15 protein-coding genes are annotated in these 16454 nt (G+C 63.7%); 9 read left to right on the top strand and 6 right to left on the bottom strand.

What is annotated here, in order from left to right:
* Window positions 1-85: 85 nt before the first annotated feature.
* Both FJW05_RS18130 and FJW05_RS18125 read right to left on the bottom strand, forming a co-directional pair.
* Window positions 86-2167 carry an ABC transporter substrate-binding protein gene (locus FJW05_RS18130; RefSeq protein WP_140634540.1) on the bottom strand — a complete coding sequence of 694 codons (2082 nt, stop codon included), beginning with the start codon at window positions 2165-2167 and terminating at the stop codon, window positions 86-88.
* 105 nt (window positions 2168-2272) lie between these two features.
* The gene (locus tag FJW05_RS18125) at window positions 2273-3739 is read right to left on the bottom strand and encodes an alpha-glucosidase/alpha-galactosidase (protein ID WP_140634538.1); all 1467 of its coding nucleotides are present in this window, start codon (window positions 3737-3739) and stop codon (window positions 2273-2275) included.
* 51 nt (window positions 3740-3790) lie between these two features.
* On the opposite strand from FJW05_RS18125, the gene FJW05_RS18120 reads away from it, so the two are divergent.
* On the top strand, window positions 3791-4828 hold the full coding sequence (locus FJW05_RS18120) for an AraC family transcriptional regulator (protein ID WP_348639823.1): 1038 nt from the start codon (window positions 3791-3793) through the stop codon (window positions 4826-4828).
* A gap of 40 nt (window positions 4829-4868) precedes the next feature.
* Here the strand turns inward: FJW05_RS18120 and FJW05_RS18115 are convergent, their stop codons facing one another.
* Both FJW05_RS18115 and FJW05_RS18110 read right to left on the bottom strand, forming a co-directional pair.
* Window positions 4869-6032 carry a glycoside hydrolase family 25 protein gene (locus FJW05_RS18115; protein WP_140634536.1) on the bottom strand — a complete coding sequence of 388 codons (1164 nt, stop codon included), beginning with the start codon at window positions 6030-6032 and terminating at the stop codon, window positions 4869-4871.
* Window positions 6033-6108: 76 nt separating this feature from the next.
* Window positions 6109-6345: a hypothetical protein gene (locus FJW05_RS18110; RefSeq protein ID WP_140634534.1), complete on the bottom strand. Its 237-nt coding sequence runs from the start codon at window positions 6343-6345 to the stop codon at window positions 6109-6111.
* Between the two features lie 421 nt (window positions 6346-6766).
* Here FJW05_RS18110 and FJW05_RS18105 point away from each other — a divergent pair, with 421 nt between their 5' ends.
* Together FJW05_RS18105 and FJW05_RS18100 are read left to right on the top strand one after the other, a co-directional pair.
* Window positions 6767-8536 (top strand): acyl-CoA dehydrogenase family protein, encoded by a 1770-nt coding sequence (locus FJW05_RS18105; RefSeq protein ID WP_140634532.1) that lies wholly within the window; start codon window positions 6767-6769, stop codon window positions 8534-8536.
* A gap of 19 nt (window positions 8537-8555) precedes the next feature.
* Window positions 8556-9308 (top strand): crotonase/enoyl-CoA hydratase family protein, encoded by a 753-nt coding sequence (locus tag FJW05_RS18100; protein WP_140634530.1) that lies wholly within the window; start codon window positions 8556-8558, stop codon window positions 9306-9308.
* 21 nt (window positions 9309-9329) lie between these two features.
* Here the strand turns inward: FJW05_RS18100 and pdxH are convergent, their stop codons facing one another.
* Window positions 9330-9956: a pyridoxamine 5'-phosphate oxidase gene (gene pdxH, locus FJW05_RS18095; RefSeq protein ID WP_281405780.1), complete on the bottom strand. Its 627-nt coding sequence runs from the start codon at window positions 9954-9956 to the stop codon at window positions 9330-9332.
* A gap of 28 nt (window positions 9957-9984) precedes the next feature.
* On the opposite strand from pdxH, the gene FJW05_RS18090 reads away from it, so the two are divergent.
* The 4 genes from FJW05_RS18090 (at window position 9985) to FJW05_RS18075 (ending at window position 13057) form a co-directional block, all read left to right on the top strand.
* Window positions 9985-10446: an RT0821/Lpp0805 family surface protein gene (locus FJW05_RS18090; RefSeq protein WP_140634526.1), complete on the top strand. Its 462-nt coding sequence runs from the start codon at window positions 9985-9987 to the stop codon at window positions 10444-10446.
* Window positions 10447-10561: 115 nt separating this feature from the next.
* Window positions 10562-11488 carry a J domain-containing protein gene (locus tag FJW05_RS18085; protein ID WP_140634524.1) on the top strand — a complete coding sequence of 309 codons (927 nt, stop codon included), beginning with the start codon at window positions 10562-10564 and terminating at the stop codon, window positions 11486-11488.
* Window positions 11489-11596: 108 nt separating this feature from the next.
* Window positions 11597-12415: an enoyl-ACP reductase FabI gene (gene fabI, locus FJW05_RS18080; protein ID WP_140634522.1), complete on the top strand. Its 819-nt coding sequence runs from the start codon at window positions 11597-11599 to the stop codon at window positions 12413-12415.
* 54 nt (window positions 12416-12469) lie between these two features.
* A complete protein-coding gene (locus FJW05_RS18075) occupies window positions 12470-13057 on the top strand; it encodes a histidine phosphatase family protein (protein ID WP_140634520.1) in 588 nt (195 codons plus the stop codon).
* 233 nt (window positions 13058-13290) lie between these two features.
* Here FJW05_RS18075 and FJW05_RS18070 read toward each other — a convergent pair whose 3' ends face one another.
* Window positions 13291-13554, bottom strand: a complete 264-nt coding sequence (locus tag FJW05_RS18070) for a DUF1344 domain-containing protein (protein WP_140545703.1) — start codon at window positions 13552-13554, stop codon at window positions 13291-13293.
* A 199-nt stretch (window positions 13555-13753) separates the two neighbouring features.
* Here FJW05_RS18070 and aroC point away from each other — a divergent pair, with 199 nt between their 5' ends.
* Window positions 13754-14866, top strand: coding sequence for a chorismate synthase (gene aroC / locus FJW05_RS18065; protein ID WP_140634518.1), 1113 nt, complete (start codon window positions 13754-13756; stop codon window positions 14864-14866).
* 107 nt (window positions 14867-14973) lie between these two features.
* Window positions 14974-16074 (top strand): 3,4-dihydroxy-2-butanone-4-phosphate synthase, encoded by a 1101-nt coding sequence (gene ribB / locus FJW05_RS18060; RefSeq protein WP_140634516.1) that lies wholly within the window; start codon window positions 14974-14976, stop codon window positions 16072-16074.
* Window positions 16075-16454: the final 380 nt, after the last annotated feature.

Below are 16454 nucleotides of genomic sequence, written 5' to 3'. Positions count from 1 at the left end.
TCGCTCCCTGAGGTGCGTTCGGAGGTTTCGTTGTCCGGCCGCGCCGCGGCGCGGCCGGACGTCTTTTCGTCAGGGGAGGTAAACCTTACATCGGACCCTTGTCACCCGGCTTGCCGGGAAGCTCCTCCGGATACAATTCGTGCTTCGCCTGCTTGTCGGCGGCGACGAAGACACGTTCGCGGACGATCGAATCCTCGGCCCAGTTGAACATGTAGATCGGCGTGCCTTGCGGGATGTTGGAGAAGCGCTTGTTGATGATGAGCGCGCCCGGATACTCCGTCAGCCCGACATTGTAGACGTGCTCGGTCGATATCTTCTGGAACTTTCGCATCAGGTCGGCACGCTGGTCGTTGTCCTGCGTCGTCACGAACTTGTTGACGATGTCCACGAGGTCCTTCTCGAAGGGCATCAGGTCGACCTCGCCGCTTTCCGGTGCGCGGTGATTCCAGCTGGTCTTCGGGCCGACGGGAGCAAGTTGCTCGGTGTTCTGCACCACCGAGGTCAGCTCGGTCTCGTTGCGCCGGATCAGCCAGTCGAAACGGCCGGAATATTGGATGGCGTCGCGCTGCGTTCCGTTGACCCCGTTGAGCACGACCCTCAGCCCGAGCTTTTCCATCTGCGCGACCACGCCTTCGGCAAGGCTCTTGTCGGTGGTGTAGTCGTTGTTGACCAGCATCACGATCTCGACATTCTTGCCGCCGGCGGTGCCGGCCGGGAAGTTCACGATGCCGTCGCCGTCGGTGTCCTTCAGCCCGGCCTTTGCAAGCTCGGCCTTGGCGCCGTTGAGATCGAACGGATAGTAGACCGTCGACTTGCGGTCATAGAAGCTGGTGCCCGACGAGAAGCCGCCCGGATAGATGGCGGTGAACGGACCCTTGACCAGCGAGTCGCCCAGCGCCTTGCGGTCGAGCGCCATGGTCACCGCCTTGCGGAAGTCCTCGTTGCGGTTCAATTCACGCACCGCCTGGCCGCGTTCGTCCGGGTTGCCCCAGCCATTGGCGGAGAAATTCATGCGCAGATTGTAGCCGATGAGGCGCGGGCCGAACGCAAGCCGGGCCGGCGCGTTCGAGTCGGCCGCGCGCTTCAGCGAGGCGACGAAATTCTCGGGCTGCTCAAGGTTCGAGAAGTCGCCCGAGCCCGCCACCGCCTGGACGTCGCGGTCGGCCCAGGTCGACAGCTTGTATTGCAGCTCGTTGAGATAGGGCAGCTGGTTGCCCTTTTCGTCGACCTTCCAATAGTAGGGGTTGCGCCGCAAGACGATGATATCGTCCGGCCGGTATTCGACCGGCACCCAGGCGCCCATCACCGGCATGTTCATATAGTCCGGCGGGAACGCGTTCTTGAACTGGTCGTAGGTGTTCTTCGAATATTTCGGATGCTGCGGCTTCAGGATATGCGAAGGTCCGGGACAGAAGGTGCCGTAGGCCATCGCATAGAGATATTGCCGCGGGAACGCCTCCTTGAAGGTCCACTCGACGGTGTAGTCGTCGACCTTCTTCAGCGTCGTGCCGACACCGAAGGTTTCGGGCGTGGCGCCGTTGAGCGGCGAGACGTTGGGATCGACGACCTCGTCATCCCAGTAGAACATGACGTCGTCGGCGTTGAAGGGCGCGCCATCGGACCATTTGGCGCCTTCGATCAGATGCATGGTGAGCTTGTGGCCGTCGCTAGACCAGTCCCAGCTCTTGGCGAGGTTCGGCAGCGGCTCGGTGTCCTTGGCCTCGACCTGGAACAGCGGCGCCGTGCGCGTCAGGCATTCGGACAGGCCGATATCGATGCCGCCCCAGCCTTGCGTCTGGCCGGCGCCGTAGTTCCAGCCTTCCGGCCTGCCGCCGATGACGTGGCGCATCGTGTCGCCATAGACGCCGATGCCGTCGGGCATGTTGCCGGTCTTGAAGACCAGCGGCTCCTTGGGCAGCCTGTCCTTGACCGGCGGCAGCTTGCCGGTCTTGACGTATTTCTCCGTCACCCAGTCCGGCTCGTGATATTCGGGCAGCGCCTTGAACTCCAGGATGGAGTCGCGCGCCACATAATGGATCTTGCCTTCGGCCGGGAATGTCGCCGGCTGCGGCGGCACTGTCGGTTCGGACGCGAAAGCGTTGAGCGCGTGGACCGAAACGCTGAGCATCAGCCCGGCGGCGATGCCAATTCCATGCAGGTTCCTCATAGTCTCCTCCCAGATGTTTGGATGTCTGCTGTTGCCCGCCTCTTGTTCGGGACGGCTCATTCCGACGGGACCTGCCTCCTGCAGGCCCGGCTGCTTGTCCCGGTCTCAGCCGGCCTGTTTCAGCGCCGCCTTCTCGGCGCGCAATTCCTCGATCGAGCGCACGCTGCGCCGCGCCGCGCCCGCCCATTCACGCGTCTTGACCTTGGATTTCGAAAGCCGCTCCTTTGCCGCCGGAACGGCATGCGCATATTGCGGCAGCCATTGAGCCTGCGCGACGACCATCTCGTCCACCATCTGCCAGACCTCTTCCGGCGTCGACACGGCTCCGACCAGCGGATCGTGCAGCACGGCGAGCTTCAACAGGTCGATATCGCCGGCGATCGCGGCATGCACCGACATGCGCTGGACGTTGATCGAAGCCATGCAGGTGGCGGCGCAGGCTTCCGGCAAGGTGATGCCGGCGGCCATGTTGATGCCGAACCGGTCGACGAAGCCGGGCGATTCGATGATGGCGTCCTGCGGCAGGTTGGTGATCACGCCGTTGTTCTTGACGTTGAAATGACCGCGATAGACCCGGTTGGTCTCGAGCGCCTCGAGGATGTGGCTGGCGTGTTCGTTCGAGCGTTTTGCCGGGTCGATCGGTTTCGAGGCCGCTTCGAGGAACTGCGGATATTCCGTCTCGAACCAGTTGCGGGTTTCGGTCGAATAGCGCAGGTAGCCGCCCGTCTCGCCATGGATCCAGTCGGACATATCGATCCAGCGCGCGATCTCGTCGGGACGCTTGCGATACCAGGGCAGATATTCCGACAGATGGCCGTTACTTTCGGTCGAATAGACCCCAAAACGCTTCAGCACGTCGATGCGAAGCTTTTCCTGCTTCGAATAGACCGGATGCGCCTCGAAGGCGGAGATCAATTCGTCCTTGCCGATCGGCCGGCCGTTCAGCCTGAGCTCGATGAACCAGGTCTGGTGGTTGATGCCGGAACAGACATAGTCGAGCTCCTTGGGCGACTTCGCGCCGAGCACCTGGGCAATCTGCTCGGCGCCATGCTGAACGCCGTGGCAGAGGCCGACCGTGTCGACCTTGCCGTATTCGATCGCGGCCCAGGTGTTCATCGCCATCGGGTTGGCGTAGTTGAGGAACTTGGCACCGGTGGCGGCGACCTCCCTTATATCCTTGCAGAAGTCGAGGATCACCGGAATGTTGCGCTGGCCGTAGAGAATGCCGCCGGCGCAGATCGTGTCGCCGACGCATTGGTCGATGCCGTATTTCAGCGGGATGCGGATGTCGTCGGCATAGGCCTCCAGCCCGCCGACGCGCACGCAGCTGATGATATAGCGCGCGCCCTCCAGCGCCTCGCGGCGGTTGGTGGTCGCCGTCACCCTGGTCGGCAACTTGTTCGCCTCGACGATCCTGTCGAGGATCGCCTTGATCATCGCCAGATTGTGCTCGCTGACATCTGTCAGCGCGAATTCGATATCCTCGAACTCCGGCACGCACAGAATGTCGGTGAACAGCTTCTTGGTGAATCCGACGCTGCCGGCGCCGATAATAGCGATTTTGAAACTCATCACCTTCACCTCGATCCAATCGAATGCTAGGCAAGGAGCAAAGGAGAGAACATGGCCGCGCGCAGCAGCGCGCATGCCACCCAAAGCCGGAAATCCGGCTCTTTCTCCTCCCGCCCGCTCCTCGACCGCGGGTCTTTCGCGTTCTTGAGAGCCGGATTATGCGCTTATTCGCCGAGGGGGCCAGAGAAGGATTATGCTTTCGAGGGTAATTTTGTGCTGCGGGACCTGATCGCCAACGGAAAGCTGATGCGGACGATCTCGCTGCCGCGCGGCCGCCAGCGCCTGCATGCCATGCCGACCAGCACGGGCTATGAACTGCGCGAGGACGAGGCATATGACTGGGACGGCAGGAAGCGCGGCCAGACCCCGTTCACCGTGCTCCAGCATACGATCGGCGGCACCGGTCAATTGCGCTACGAGAGCCGCAATTACCGCCTGCAGGCGAACGACACGCTGCTGGTTCTGGTGCCGCACAACCATCGCTACTGGTTGGCCAAGGGCGACCGCTGGGAATACTTCTGGATCTCGATGAACGGCGAGGAGGCGCTACGCATCCACAAGTCCATCCTCAGCGTCTCGGGCCCGGTGCTGCGGCTGCAGCCGGCCACCATCGATCACCTTGCCGATTGCAGCCTGCGGCTGATCAAGGGCGCCGCTTCGCCAGGCGCGGCCTCGGCGATCGCCTATGAGGCGGCAATGGCGCTTTATGACGACGTCTTCGGCTCGCACGCCTTCGCCGAGAAGCAAAGCGCCATGCAGCCGGTCATCGACCACATCAACGCCAATCTCGACAAGCCGCTGCCCGTGGCGGAGCTGGTCCAGATCAGTGGCTTGAGCCGCGCCCATTTCTCGCGCTGCTTCGCTGAGAGCGAAGGATTGCCGCCGGCCGAATTCGTGCTGCAGCAGCGTCTGCAGCGGGCGGCGAAACTCCTGACCAAGGCCGATTTCCTGCCGGTCAAGGAAGTCGCGGTGCTGTGCGGCTTCGAGGATGCAAACTATTTCTCCAAGGTCTTTCGCCGCTGTTACGGCATCAATCCGACGCAGTTTCGCACCACCGGCATGTATGCCAGCCTGGGCAACCATCGTTGATGTTCCTCGGCTCCCGGAAGAAGTCGGCGCTTGGAAGAAGTCAGCGCTTGGCGCTGTCGAGCGCCGTCGAGGCGGTGCTGACCGGATCGGCGGCAGCGGCGAAGGCCGCGTCTATCTGCTCCGGCGTGCGCTGTCCGGAGCGTTTCCAGGCGACATATTGCGCGATGCCGAAGCCGGCGCGCCGCGGCACCGTCTTCACCACCGGCATGCGGAATCCGTCGCGGAATGTCTCCCAGCGCGCGCCGAGCACCGCGACCATCTCCTCGACGGTCGGCGGCGCCGCCACGTCGGCATAGGTGATCGTCACCTTGCCGGCGAGGGCTCTTTCGCGCGAAACCGGCACCGGGATCGAGGCGAGGTAGTCGGCCGGCACGTCGAGCAGGCCGCCAAAGGCCCATTGCCGGCGCAGCTCGTCGGCGCTCATCGGCGCGACGCTGACGTCGATGTCGTTGGGCGTGCCGGGCACGCGGTAGGGGCAACGGAAGCGGCCGCAATTGGTGTGCGCGGCGAATTGCCAGAGCGCATAGCCCTGCCAGTTGCCCATCGGGAAATGCACGTCGATGTCTGGCTTGTAGCGCGCATACCAGAGCGGCAGCCGCGACAGGAGCCGATATCGGTAGCGGTTGTCGGCGATATACTGGGCGGTCTTGCCGTTGACATAGAGCACCGGGAAGCGGCCGAGGCGGCGATGCACCTGGCGCACGAATTCTTCCGCGTCCTCCAGCGACATCCATTGCGTTGCATCGATGCCTTCGATGTCGAGGGCCATCAGCTCGTCGGGCGCCGGCTCGGCGAAATCGATGAAATTATTGGCCTGCTCGACCGGATTGCCGGGCCGCGCGAGGTGATAGGCGCCCCATTTCAGGCCAAGCGCCTTGGCCACCACCTTGCGCGTCTGGAACAATTCGCGCGTCACCGCATAGCGTTTCCACTGCGCCTTGCAGAGTTTGACGTCGGCTTCCGCCCCAAAGCAGAAATAGGGCGGCGGCAGCCCGTCGGACGCCTTGTTGATGAAGCCGGCGATACGCTTGTCGGTGACCAACTGCTGCCAGTCGATCGAATTGTATTCGTAGGCGTCGATCACCAGCGGGCGGTCAGCATTCTTCCACGGCTCGGAGAAATCCGAGGCCTTTGCCGCCGTGCCCAGCGCAACCGCCGCCGCGAGAAGCGCCAGGCGGCGAAGAGGGCGCGCCGGCTTTTTCAATCAGGGTGTCCCCACTGACCAGGGAACGATCCTGCACCGCCATGGTTAAGGAAGTGCTTTCAAAAACGCGAAGGCTTCAGCGCCTGAAGAGTGACGGAACCTCGAACGGATCGGGCGCCGGCTCCTGCGGCAGCGTGCCTTCGGTTTTGCGCTTCTTGTGATGCGCGAGAGAGCATTGCGGCGAGCACAACAGGCCACGATCGGTCCAGTAGGCGGGGCCTTCCTCGATGATGCCGTGATAGTAGTGGAAGCCCGGCGCCCGGTAGGGCAGCCCGCATTCGATGCAGCGATAGGCGTCGGGTCTGGCAAGCATGGGATGTCGGGTTCACTTTGCGCTGCAATCGGCGGATCATACCAGCCGGATGTAGCTCATCTTAGAAGTTTTGAGTGGTAATTGCAGCCCTGAGTTTGGCCATGACCTTCGCAATTTCGTCATTCTATGGCGGAGCCAGGAGCGAAGCGACGCGCGCAGACCATAGAATCCATTCCGTTACGTTGAGGCGCTTTTACGGTCCAGAATTCTACTCTGCTGCATCCGGCAGCCAAGGTCACGGAATGGATCCTCGGGTCTACGCGTCCGCTTCGCCCCCGTTCCGCCCGTGATGATGAAGTCTCGCAAAATCCGCGTGACAAAAGTTGACGTTTACGTAAAAAGAAGGCGCGAGGCCGGCCCAAAGGTGGATGGCTTCGCTTCGGCCATGCGCCTACGCTCGGCCGGAATGGGAGGAGCAGACATGTATCGCGCGCCGGTCGAGGACATCGCCTTCACGCTGAAACAGGTGGCAGGGCTGAAGCCGGCACTTGACGCCGGCATTTTCGGCGATCTCGGCGAGGACCTTGTCGACGCTATCCTGGCCGAGGCCGGTCGTTTCGCCAGCGAGGAGGTCGCTCCGCTCTACAAGATCGGCGACGAGCAAGGTGCTGTGCTCAACGACTCTGCCGTCACCATGCCGCCCGGCTGGAAGGAGCTCTACCGGCGCTGGATCGAGGGCGGCTGGAACGCGCTGTCGGGTCCGGAAGAATTCGGCGGCCAGGGCCTGCCGACCATGTTCGGCGTCGCCGCGCTCGAAATGTGGAACTCCGCCGCCATGGCCTTCGGCATCGGCCCGACGCTCACCATGGGCGCAGTCGAGGCGCTCGACAAACACGCATCGGAAGCGCTGAAGCAAAAATATCTCGCCAAGCTCGTCTCTGGCGAGTGGATGGGAACGATGAACCTGACCGAGCCGCAGGCGGGCTCCGACCTCGCGGCCTTGCGCAGCCGCGCCGAGCCGGTCGGCGACGGCACCTACCGCATCTTCGGCCAGAAGATATTCATCACCTATGGCGAGCACGATTTCACCGACAACATCGTGCATCTGGTGCTGGCCAGGCTGCCCGACGCGCCGGCCGGCACGCGCGGCATCTCGCTGTTTTTGGTGCCGAAGTTTTTCGTCAACGACGACGGTTCGCTCGGCGCCCGCAACGACGTCTTCTGTTCCGGCCTAGAGCACAAGCTCGGCATCCATGCCTCGCCGACCTGCACCATGATCTATGGCGACGGTTTTCAAGGCTCCACACCCGGCGCCATCGGGTGGCTGATCGGCGAGGAGAACAAGGGTCTGGCCTGCATGTTCACCATGATGAACAACGCCCGCCTTGCTGTTGGCATGCAGGGCGTGGCCGTGGCTGAGGCCGCCACCCAGAAGGCGATCGCCTATGCCAATGAGCGCCGCCAGGGCAAGGCTTCCGCCTATTCGGGCTCAGGCATGGCGCCGATCGTCCATCACCCGGACGTGCAGCGCAACCTGCTAACCATGAAGGCACTGACCCAGATCGCCCGCTCGATCGCCTATTCCTGCGCGCATGCCATCGACCGCGCGCGTGTCGGCGAGGGCGAGGCAGCGGCCAACTGGCGCGACCGCGCCAACCTGCTGACGCCGCTCGCTAAAGCCTTCTCGACCGATGTCGGCGTCGAAGTCGCTTCGCTGGGTGTCCAGGTCCATGGCGGCATGGGCTTCATTGAGGAGACAGGTGCCGCAGCGCTTTATCGCGACGCCCGCATCGCGCCGATCTATGAAGGCACCAACGGCATCCAGGCGATCGATCTTGTGGCGCGAAAGCTGCCGCTCGGCGGTGGCGAGCATGTGCATTCCTATATCGGCGAGTTGAAAGCGGTGGCCGATGCGGTGCGCACCTCCAACATCGACGGTTTCGGCCGCACCGCCGACAATCTCGACCGTGCGTTGGCCGATCTCGACGAGGCGACGCGTTTCCTGCAGAAGCTCACGGCCGATGGCAAGGCCGACGCCGCAATGGCCGGCGCCACGCCCTATCTGCGCCTGATCTCGCTCGCCGCCGGCGGCGCCTATCTGGCGCAAGGCGGGCTGGCCGACCGCGGCCGCGTCGGGCTTTGCCGCTTCTTCGCCGAAAACCTGCTCGGCGAGACGCGCGCCCTGAAGGAGCGTGTCATCAATGGCGCCGAGAGCCTCGCCGCCGCCGGCAAGCAACTGATTTCCGCTTGACGTTCACAAGGAAAAAATCGTGACAGACCACATCCTCGTCGAGCGCCAGGGCGCCGTGCAGATCATCCGCATCAACCGCCCGGACAAGAAGAACGCGCTGACGCGCGCCATGTATGCGAAAATGTCGGCGGCGCTCGCCGAAGGCGATGCCGATCCGGCGGTCCGCGTCCATGTCTTCCTCGGCGTTCCAGGCGCCTTTTCCGCCGGCAACGACCTAGCCGATTTCCTGGTCATTGCCACCGGCGGCGAGGGTGGCAACGAGGTCTGGGATTTCCTGATGGCGCTGGCCAGGACCGAAAAGCCGATGGTGTCGGGCGTCGACGGCATCGCGGTGGGCATCGGCACCACGCTGAACCTGCATTGCGACTTGACCTTTGCGACTCCGCGAACGCTCTTTCGCACGCCCTTCGTCGATCTCGGCCTGGTGCCGGAAGCCGGCTCCAGCCTGATCGCGCCGCGGCTGCTCGGCCGGCAGGGCGCCTTCGCGCTGCTCGGCCTCGGCGAAGGCTTTTCGGCCGAGCGCGCCAAGGCCGCCGGTATGATCTACGATGTCGTCGCGGAAGGCTCCCTCGAAAGCGCGGTGTTGGCCGCCGCCAACGACATCGCGGCCAAGCCGCCGCAGGCGCTGAAGATCGCGCGCGACCTGATGCGCGCGCCGCGCGAGGAATTGACCGCCCGCATCGAGGTCGAAAGCGAGCATTTCCGCGAGCGGCTCAAGTCGGACGAGGCGCGCGCGGCGCTGACTGCGTTCATGACGCGCAAGAAGGGCTGAGCCCTTCGCCTGCGTTACCGTTCAAGGATAAAGCCGCGTCTTGTCCCAGCCGGCGGCGTTGCGCGAGAAAAGGATACGGTCGTGCAGGCGGAACGGCCTGTCGTGCCAGAACTCGATTGTCTGCGGCATGATGCGGAAGCCCGACCAGTGTTTCGGCCGCGGGATCTCGCCGATGGCGTAGCGCGCCGTGTATTCGGCCACCGCCTTCTCCAGCGCGAACCGGCTTTCCAGCGGCCGCGACTGTTTCGAGGCCCAGGCGCCGATGCGGCTGCCGCGCGGGCGTGTCGCGTAATAGGCGTCGGCCTCGGCGTCGCTGACGATCTCCACCTGCCCGCGTATACGCACCTGGCGGCGCAGCGATTTCCAGTGGAAGCACATCGCCGCCTTCATGCTGCCAAGAATCTCGCGGCCCTTGGCGCTCTCGAAATTCGTGTAGAAGACAAATCCCTTTTCGTCGAACCCCTTGAGCAGCACCATTCGCACATCCGGCATGCCGTCGGCGTCGACGGTTGCCAGCGCTACGCCGTTGGGATCGTTCGGCTCGCTTTTGGTGGCGTCCTCCAGCCATGCGGCAAAGAGCCTGAACGGCTCCGCGGCCTCGGTGAAGTCACCGCTTGTTAACTCAGTTTCGTTCATAGTTTTCCGAATTTTTACCGTTGCGGGAGGAGTTGGCCGATTGTCGCGTATCGCGCAAGCTTTTGACAGCAGGCAATGGGGCGTTATCGCTTCTGCCAGCGTCAAGGCTGTGGTCGTGACGTTGGCGCTACCGCTTGCCGCTTGCGGTGCCGGCGGCTTCAGCCTCGAAAAGGCCGATGTCGACCGCTCGATCATCACCTCCAGCGCGCCGTCGTCGCCGGCTGCCCCGGCGGCTGATAAGGACTCTGACCAGACCACCATCGGCAACGCGGTTTCCTCCGCCGACGTGAAGGAGCTTGGCGGCCAAGCGCTGCCATGGGCCAATGCCGGAACCGGGTCACGCGGCGCGATCACCGAACTGGTGGAACTGAAGGATGGCGGCCTGACCTGCCGCCGCTTCAGCGCCACGCGCGAGAGCTTCGACGGTGTCGCACTCTACAAGGGCAAGCTGTGCCTGGCCGAAGCCGGCGGCTGGCGCATGCAGGAATTCAAGGCGCTTTGATTGTCCGGCACTCTGATTTTCGGGTGCCAATTGCCCTTGCGCCACTGGAATTTCTTCCTATGCGAGCGCATATAGGGGGCGACTACAAATCCGTTCTCTCTTGCAGGCAGGAAGCATGCGCGACCCCTATGAGGTGCTGGGCGTTGCCAAGAACGCATCGGCCAAGGACATAAAATCGGCTTACCGCAAGCTCGCCAAGAAATATCATCCGGACCAGAATCCGAATGATCCGAAGGCGAAGGACCGTTTCGCCGCCGCCAACCAGGCTTACGAGATCGTCGGCGACGAGAAGACGCGCGCTGCCTACGATCGCGGCGAGATCGACGCCGACGGCAAGCCTAAATTCCAGGGCTTTGAAGGCGCGGCCGGCGGCGATCCGTTCGCCGGATTCCGCCGTCAGCAAGGCCCCGGCGGCGCGCATTTCGAATTTCGCAGCGGGCGCCCGGGCGGCGATCCGTTCGACGGCAACAGCGACATCTTCAGCCAGATTTTTGGCGATGCCTTCTCCGGCGCCCGCGGCGCGGGCCGGGCCGACCGCCGTCAGCCGGTCCAGGCCGCTGACCTCAACGTCACCATGGATATCAGTGTCGAGGAGGCAGCCACCGCCGATAAGGTGACGGCGATGTTCCCCGACGGCCGCAAGGTGGCGGTCAAGCTGCCGGCCTATGTCGAGGATGGCCAGACGATCCGCTTGAAGGGCCAGGGCGAGCAGGGTCCAGGCCAGCCTGGCGATGCGCTGGTCAAGATCCACATCCGCCGCCATTCGCGCTACCGCATCGAAGGCCGCGACCTGCATGTCGATCTTCCCGTCGATCTGGCCGATGCGGTGCTCGGCGCCAAAGTGGCGGTCGAGACGCCGACCGGCAAGCTCGCGGTCAACGTGCCCGCATGGTCGAGCTCGGACAAGGTGCTGCGCCTCAAGGGCAGGGGCCTGCCGGAGAAGGCAGGCGGCCATGGCGATCTCTATGCCCACGTACGGCTGATGCTGCCGGAAGGCGGCGATGCGGAAATCGAGGCCCTGATGCGCCGCCAAAAAGGCTGATTGAGGGAATTTTGTTCCTGTTACAGTGTCCTTTGGGCGCTTGAAGGGGCTTTGTGCCTGTGCGATAGGGCTCTCCACAAAGCAGATATTCTTGCGGAGAGCTTGCACATGGCGGGTGGACAGGGCCTGATGGCCGGTAAGCGGGGCCTGATCCTCGGCGTCGCGAACAATCGGTCGATCGCTTTCGGCATCGCCAAGGCTTGCGCCGACCATGGCGCCGAGATCGCCCTGACCTATCAGGGCGAAGCCTTCAAGAAGCGCGTCGAGCCGCTGGCGGCCGAGCTCAACGCGCATGTCGCGGGCCATTGCGACGTAACCGACCCGGAAAGCCTCGACGCGGTTTTCGCCGACATCGCCAAGCACTGGGGCAAGCTCGACTTCCTCGTCCACGCCATTGCCTTCTCCGACAAGGACGAGCTCACCGGCCGCTATGTCGAGACGACGCGCGACAATTTCCTGCGCACCATGGACATTTCGGTCTATTCCTTCACCACCATCGCCAAGCGCGCCGAGCCGCTGATGACCGATGGCGGCTCGCTTCTGACGCTGACCTATTACGGCGCGGAGAAGGTGATGCCGCACTACAACGTCATGGGCGTCGCCAAGGCGGCGCTCGAAGCCAGCGTGCGCTATCTCGCCGTCGACCTCGGCACCAAGAAGATCCGCGTCAACGCGATCTCGGCCGGTCCGATCAAGACGCTGGCCGCCTCCGGCATCGGCGACTTCCGCTACATCTTGAAGTGGAACGAGTACAATTCGCCGCTCAAGCAGACGGTAACCCAGGAAGAGGTCGGCGATTCCGGCGTCTATTTCCTGTCGGACCTGTCGCGCGGCGTCACCGGCGAGGTGCATCACGTCGATTCCGGCTACCATGTCGTCGGCATGAAGGCAGTCGACGCGCCGGACATCTCGACCGTCAAGGACTGATCCTTACCTCGCCTATCCTTCGTCCCAGGCCCTGGCCCGACCTTGGAAGACCTGATGTATCCGCTCGTCTACATCGTCCGCCACGGCCAGACCGAGTGGAATGCCGAGCACCGACTGCAGGGTCAGGCCGACACCGACATCAACGCGCTCGGCCGCAAACAGGCGACACAGAACGGCCTGCGGCTGGCGGAACTCATCAGCAATCCTGCGGATTTCGACTTTGTCGCCAGCCCGATGCGGCGTACGCGCGAGACGATGGAGCTGATGCGCGCCGCGATGGGGCTCGATCCCTCCGCCTACCGCACCGATCCGCGCCTGGTGGAGATAAGTTTCGGCGACTGGCAGGGCTTCACCTTCGCCGAACTCGAACAACGCGCCCCCGGTTCAACCGATGGCCGCCGCCACGCCAAATGGGATTTCCAGCCGCCGGGCGAGGGCGCCGAAAGCTACGAAATGCTGCTTGAGCGGATCAAGCCGTGGCTGGAGGCGCTGCGCCAGCCGACCGTCTGCGTCACCCATGGCGGCGTCATGCGCTGCTTCTTCCGCTTGGTCACCGGCATTTCCAAGCAGGAGGCCGCCAGCCTCGAAATCCCCCAGGACCGTCTGCTGCGGCTGGAGGGCCGGAGCTTGGAGTGGCTGTGAGGAAGACGCCTCTGCTTCGTCATTCTAGGGCGAAGCAGGAGCGAAGCTCCGTCGCGATGACCCTAGAATCCCTGCCGCGACCTAGGTCAAATGGTAAAAACGGTGCAGAAGAGCTGCACTGCTGCAAAGCGTCGACGTAACGGCATGGATTCTAGGGTCTGCGCGCGTCGCTTCGCTCCTTGCTTCGCCCTAGAATGACGAAACATGGACGCTCCAGCCTCTAACTCGAAAGATTAGTTCTGGTCGCTGTCGGGCAACTGCATATCCGTCACGACATTCTCGCCATTGGCCACGTCATAGGCAATGACGATGTCCATGCCGGGCTTCAGCGAGTCGATATCGGTCTCGGCGTTGAGCTTGTAGGCCTTGCCGTCGTCGAGCGTCAGCGTCAGCGTGTCCTTGTCGACCTTCTTGATCAGGCCTTCGGTTTGGCCGGCGAACGCGGCGGCGGTGGAAATCAGCAACATGGCGCAGGCCGCGCCAATCAGGGTACGCATCGTCGTCCTCTTTAGGTCATTGCGCCGGCTTGTCAGCGGCGGGTCCTCAACGGCGGATGGAAAAAGAGCAGAAACCAACCGAATGTGTCAAAACTAAATCCGCCACATCACAGTTTGATGCAGCCGTTTGACCACTGTGGAAAACGCCAATAGAAGGCAGCCTTAACCGGGTTCCCTCACCGGGGCAGGGCGTATTCTCATGTCTCACAACACATTCGGCCATCTCTTCCGCGTCACCACCTGGGGTGAAAGCCATGGCGCCGCGCTCGGCTGCGTTGTCGATGGCTGCCCGCCCGGCATCCGCTTCAAGCGCGAGGATATCCAGGCCGAGCTCGACCGCCGCCGCCCCGGGCAGTCGCGCTTCGTCACACAGCGCCGCGAGCCGGACGAGGTCAAGATCCTGTCCGGCTTCATCCTCGACGAGGACGGCGAGACGATGATCACCACCGGCACACCGGTGTCGATGCTGATCGAGAATGTCGACCAGCGCTCCAAGGACTATGGCGAGATCGCCCGCCAGTACCGGCCGGGCCATGCCGACTACACCTACGACGTCAAATACGGGCTGCGCGACCACCGCGGCGGCGGCCGCTCCTCGGCGCGCGAGACGGCAGCGCGGGTCGCCGCGGGCGCCCTGGCGCGCAGGATAGTGCCTGGCATGACGGTACGCGGCGCGCTGGTGTCGATGGGCGAAAAATCGATCGACCGCGCCAACTGGAACTGGAATTTCGTCGGCGACGCCGAGAACCCGTTCTTCACCCCGGATCCGGCCTCGGTCCCGGTCTTCACCGCTTATCTCGACGGCATCCGCAAAGCCGGCTCCTCGGTCGGCGCAGTGATCGAGATCGTCGCCGACGGCGTGCCGGCCGGCCTCGGCGCGCCGATCTATGCCAAGCTCGACCAGGACATCGCGTCGGGCCTGATGTCGATCAACGCCGTCAAGGGCGTCGAGATCGGCAATGGTTTCGAGGCGGCCCGCACCACCGGCGAACAGAATGCCGACGAGATGCGCATGGGCAATGACGGCAAGCCGGTGTTCCTGTCCAACAATGCCGGCGGCATACTGGGCGGCATCTCGACCGGCCAGGCGATCGTCGCCCGCTTCGCCGTCAAGCCGACCTCGTCGATCCTGACCCCGCGCCAGTCGATCGACAAGGACGGCAAGGATGTCGAGGTGATGACCAAGGGCCGCCACGATCCGTGTGTCGGCATCCGCGCCGTGCCGATCGGCGAAGCCATGGTTGCCTGCGCGATCGCCGACCATTATTTGCGGCACAGAGGACAGACAGGGAGAGAGGGGAGTAGGGAGTAGGGGAGTAGGGGAGTATGTTACGGCCCCGCCGCCGAGTTTTTTCCTTCCCTACTCCCTTATTCCCCTACTCCCCTACTCCCCTACTCCCGCGAGCGAAGCGAGCGCCGATGCCATACGACCAGAAGAAGATCGTCGAAGCGATCCGTGCCTTCGAGCGCGGCGAGATCGTCGTCGTCATGGACGATGACGGGCGCGAGAACGAGGGCGACCTGATCGTCGCCGCCGTCCACTGCACGCCGGAGAAGATGGCCTTCATCGTACGCAACACCTCCGGCATCGTCTGCACGCCGATGCTGCGCGAGGACGCGAGGCGGCTGAACCTCGCGCCGATGGTGGCGGACAATGATTCCGCGCACACCACCGCCTTCACCGTCAGCGTCGATTTCAAGCACGGCACGACAACAGGCATTTCCGCCGACGACCGCACGCTCACCGTGCGCAACCTTGCCAATGGCAATGTCGGCCCGTCGGATTTCGTGCGCCCCGGCCACATCTTCCCGCTGATCGCGCGCGAAGGCGGCGTCTTGATGCGCTCCGGCCATACGGAAGCCGCGGTCGATCTCTGCAAGCTCGCCGGCCTGCCGCCGGTCGGCGTCATCTCGGAACTGGTCAATGACGACGGAACGGTCAAGCGCGGGCCGCAAGTGCAGGCCTTCGCCGAGGAATATGGGCTGAAGCAGGTCTCTGTCGCCGACCTCATCGCCTATCGCCAGCGCAAGGAGACGCTGGTCGAACGCGTCGCCTGCTCCGACATCGACACGCCCGGCGGCAAAGCGCAGGCCTTCACTTACACGCTGCCTTGGGATTCCATGCACCATCTCGCGGTCGTCTTCGGCGATATCCGCGATGGCGAAGAGGTGCCGGTACGGCTGCACTCGGAAGATGTCGTCACCGACGTCTTCGGCACCAGCCACCGGCTCGACGGCATCATGAAGGCTATGGGCGAGCGCAGGCGCGGCGTCATCGTCTACCTGCGTGAAGGCTCAGTCGGCGTCGCGCATCAGGAGCGCAAGCGGCCCGCGAGCGGCGAGCGCGAGGACCACGAGGAAGCCCGCCGCCGCGAGAACGAATGGCGCGAGATCGGCCTTGGCGCTCAGATCCTCAAGGACCTGGGCATCTCCTCGATCAACCTGATCGCCTCGCGCGAGCGCCACTATGTCGGCCTCGAAGGATTTGGCATCCATATCGCCAAGACCGAGATTCTGTAGTCTGTCGGAGGGTTGACGAATCGGAGGCCGTACCGCAGCCCGCCGGCTGACAGACCGGCGCCTCTGCGACGGAGGCGGAGCCTTCGCGACGGAGGCGATTGGCTGAAGCCTCCGCGACGTCGTCATCCACGGGCGGAGCAAGGAGCGAAGCGACGCGCGCAGACCCGAGGATCCATTCCGTGACTTCGAAGCGTTGCAACGGTGCAGAATTCTGCTCCGCTGCACTCTACGATCAAGGTCACGGAATGGATCCTCGGGTCTGCGCTCCGCTTCGCGTCGCTCCGCCCGTGGATGACGACGTCGCGGAGGCTTCAGCCAACTACCAACGTCTGCGCTGACCGTAGCCGAATAACCGTCACTCCGCCGGAACCACCGCCTCG

This window comes from Mesorhizobium sp. B2-9-1 (assembly GCF_006439455.1).
In the GTDB taxonomy this organism is placed as follows: Bacteria; Pseudomonadota; Alphaproteobacteria; order Rhizobiales; family Rhizobiaceae; genus Mesorhizobium.
The sequence above is the reverse complement of the archived record's forward strand: the minus strand, read 5'-3'. Positions and strand labels throughout refer to the sequence as shown.

Bases quoted from the DNA above. Each gene is read 5' to 3' on its own strand.
- FJW05_RS18120 (WP_348639823.1), top strand. From the start codon at position 3,791: ATGGCCGCGCGCAGCAGCGCGCATGCCACCCAAAGCCGGAAATCCGGC.
- aroC (WP_140634518.1), top strand. From the start codon at position 13,754: ATGTCTCACAACACATTCGGCCATCTCTTCCGCGTCACCACCTGGGGT.
- FJW05_RS18085 (WP_140634524.1), top strand. From the start codon at position 10,562: ATGCGCGACCCCTATGAGGTGCTGGGCGTTGCCAAGAACGCATCGGCC.
- FJW05_RS18105 (WP_140634532.1), top strand. From the start codon at position 6,767: ATGTATCGCGCGCCGGTCGAGGACATCGCCTTCACGCTGAAACAGGTG.
- fabI (WP_140634522.1), top strand. From the start codon at position 11,597: ATGGCGGGTGGACAGGGCCTGATGGCCGGTAAGCGGGGCCTGATCCTC.
- FJW05_RS18110 (WP_140634534.1), bottom strand. From the start codon at position 6,345: ATGCTTGCCAGACCCGACGCCTATCGCTGCATCGAATGCGGGCTGCCC.
- FJW05_RS18070 (WP_140545703.1), bottom strand. From the start codon at position 13,554: ATGCGTACCCTGATTGGCGCGGCCTGCGCCATGTTGCTGATTTCCACC.
- FJW05_RS18130 (WP_140634540.1), bottom strand. From the start codon at position 2,167: ATGAGGAACCTGCATGGAATTGGCATCGCCGCCGGGCTGATGCTCAGC.
- FJW05_RS18075 (WP_140634520.1), top strand. From the start codon at position 12,470: ATGTATCCGCTCGTCTACATCGTCCGCCACGGCCAGACCGAGTGGAAT.
- ribB (WP_140634516.1), top strand. From the start codon at position 14,974: ATGCCATACGACCAGAAGAAGATCGTCGAAGCGATCCGTGCCTTCGAG.
- FJW05_RS18125 (WP_140634538.1), bottom strand. From the start codon at position 3,739: ATGAGTTTCAAAATCGCTATTATCGGCGCCGGCAGCGTCGGATTCACC.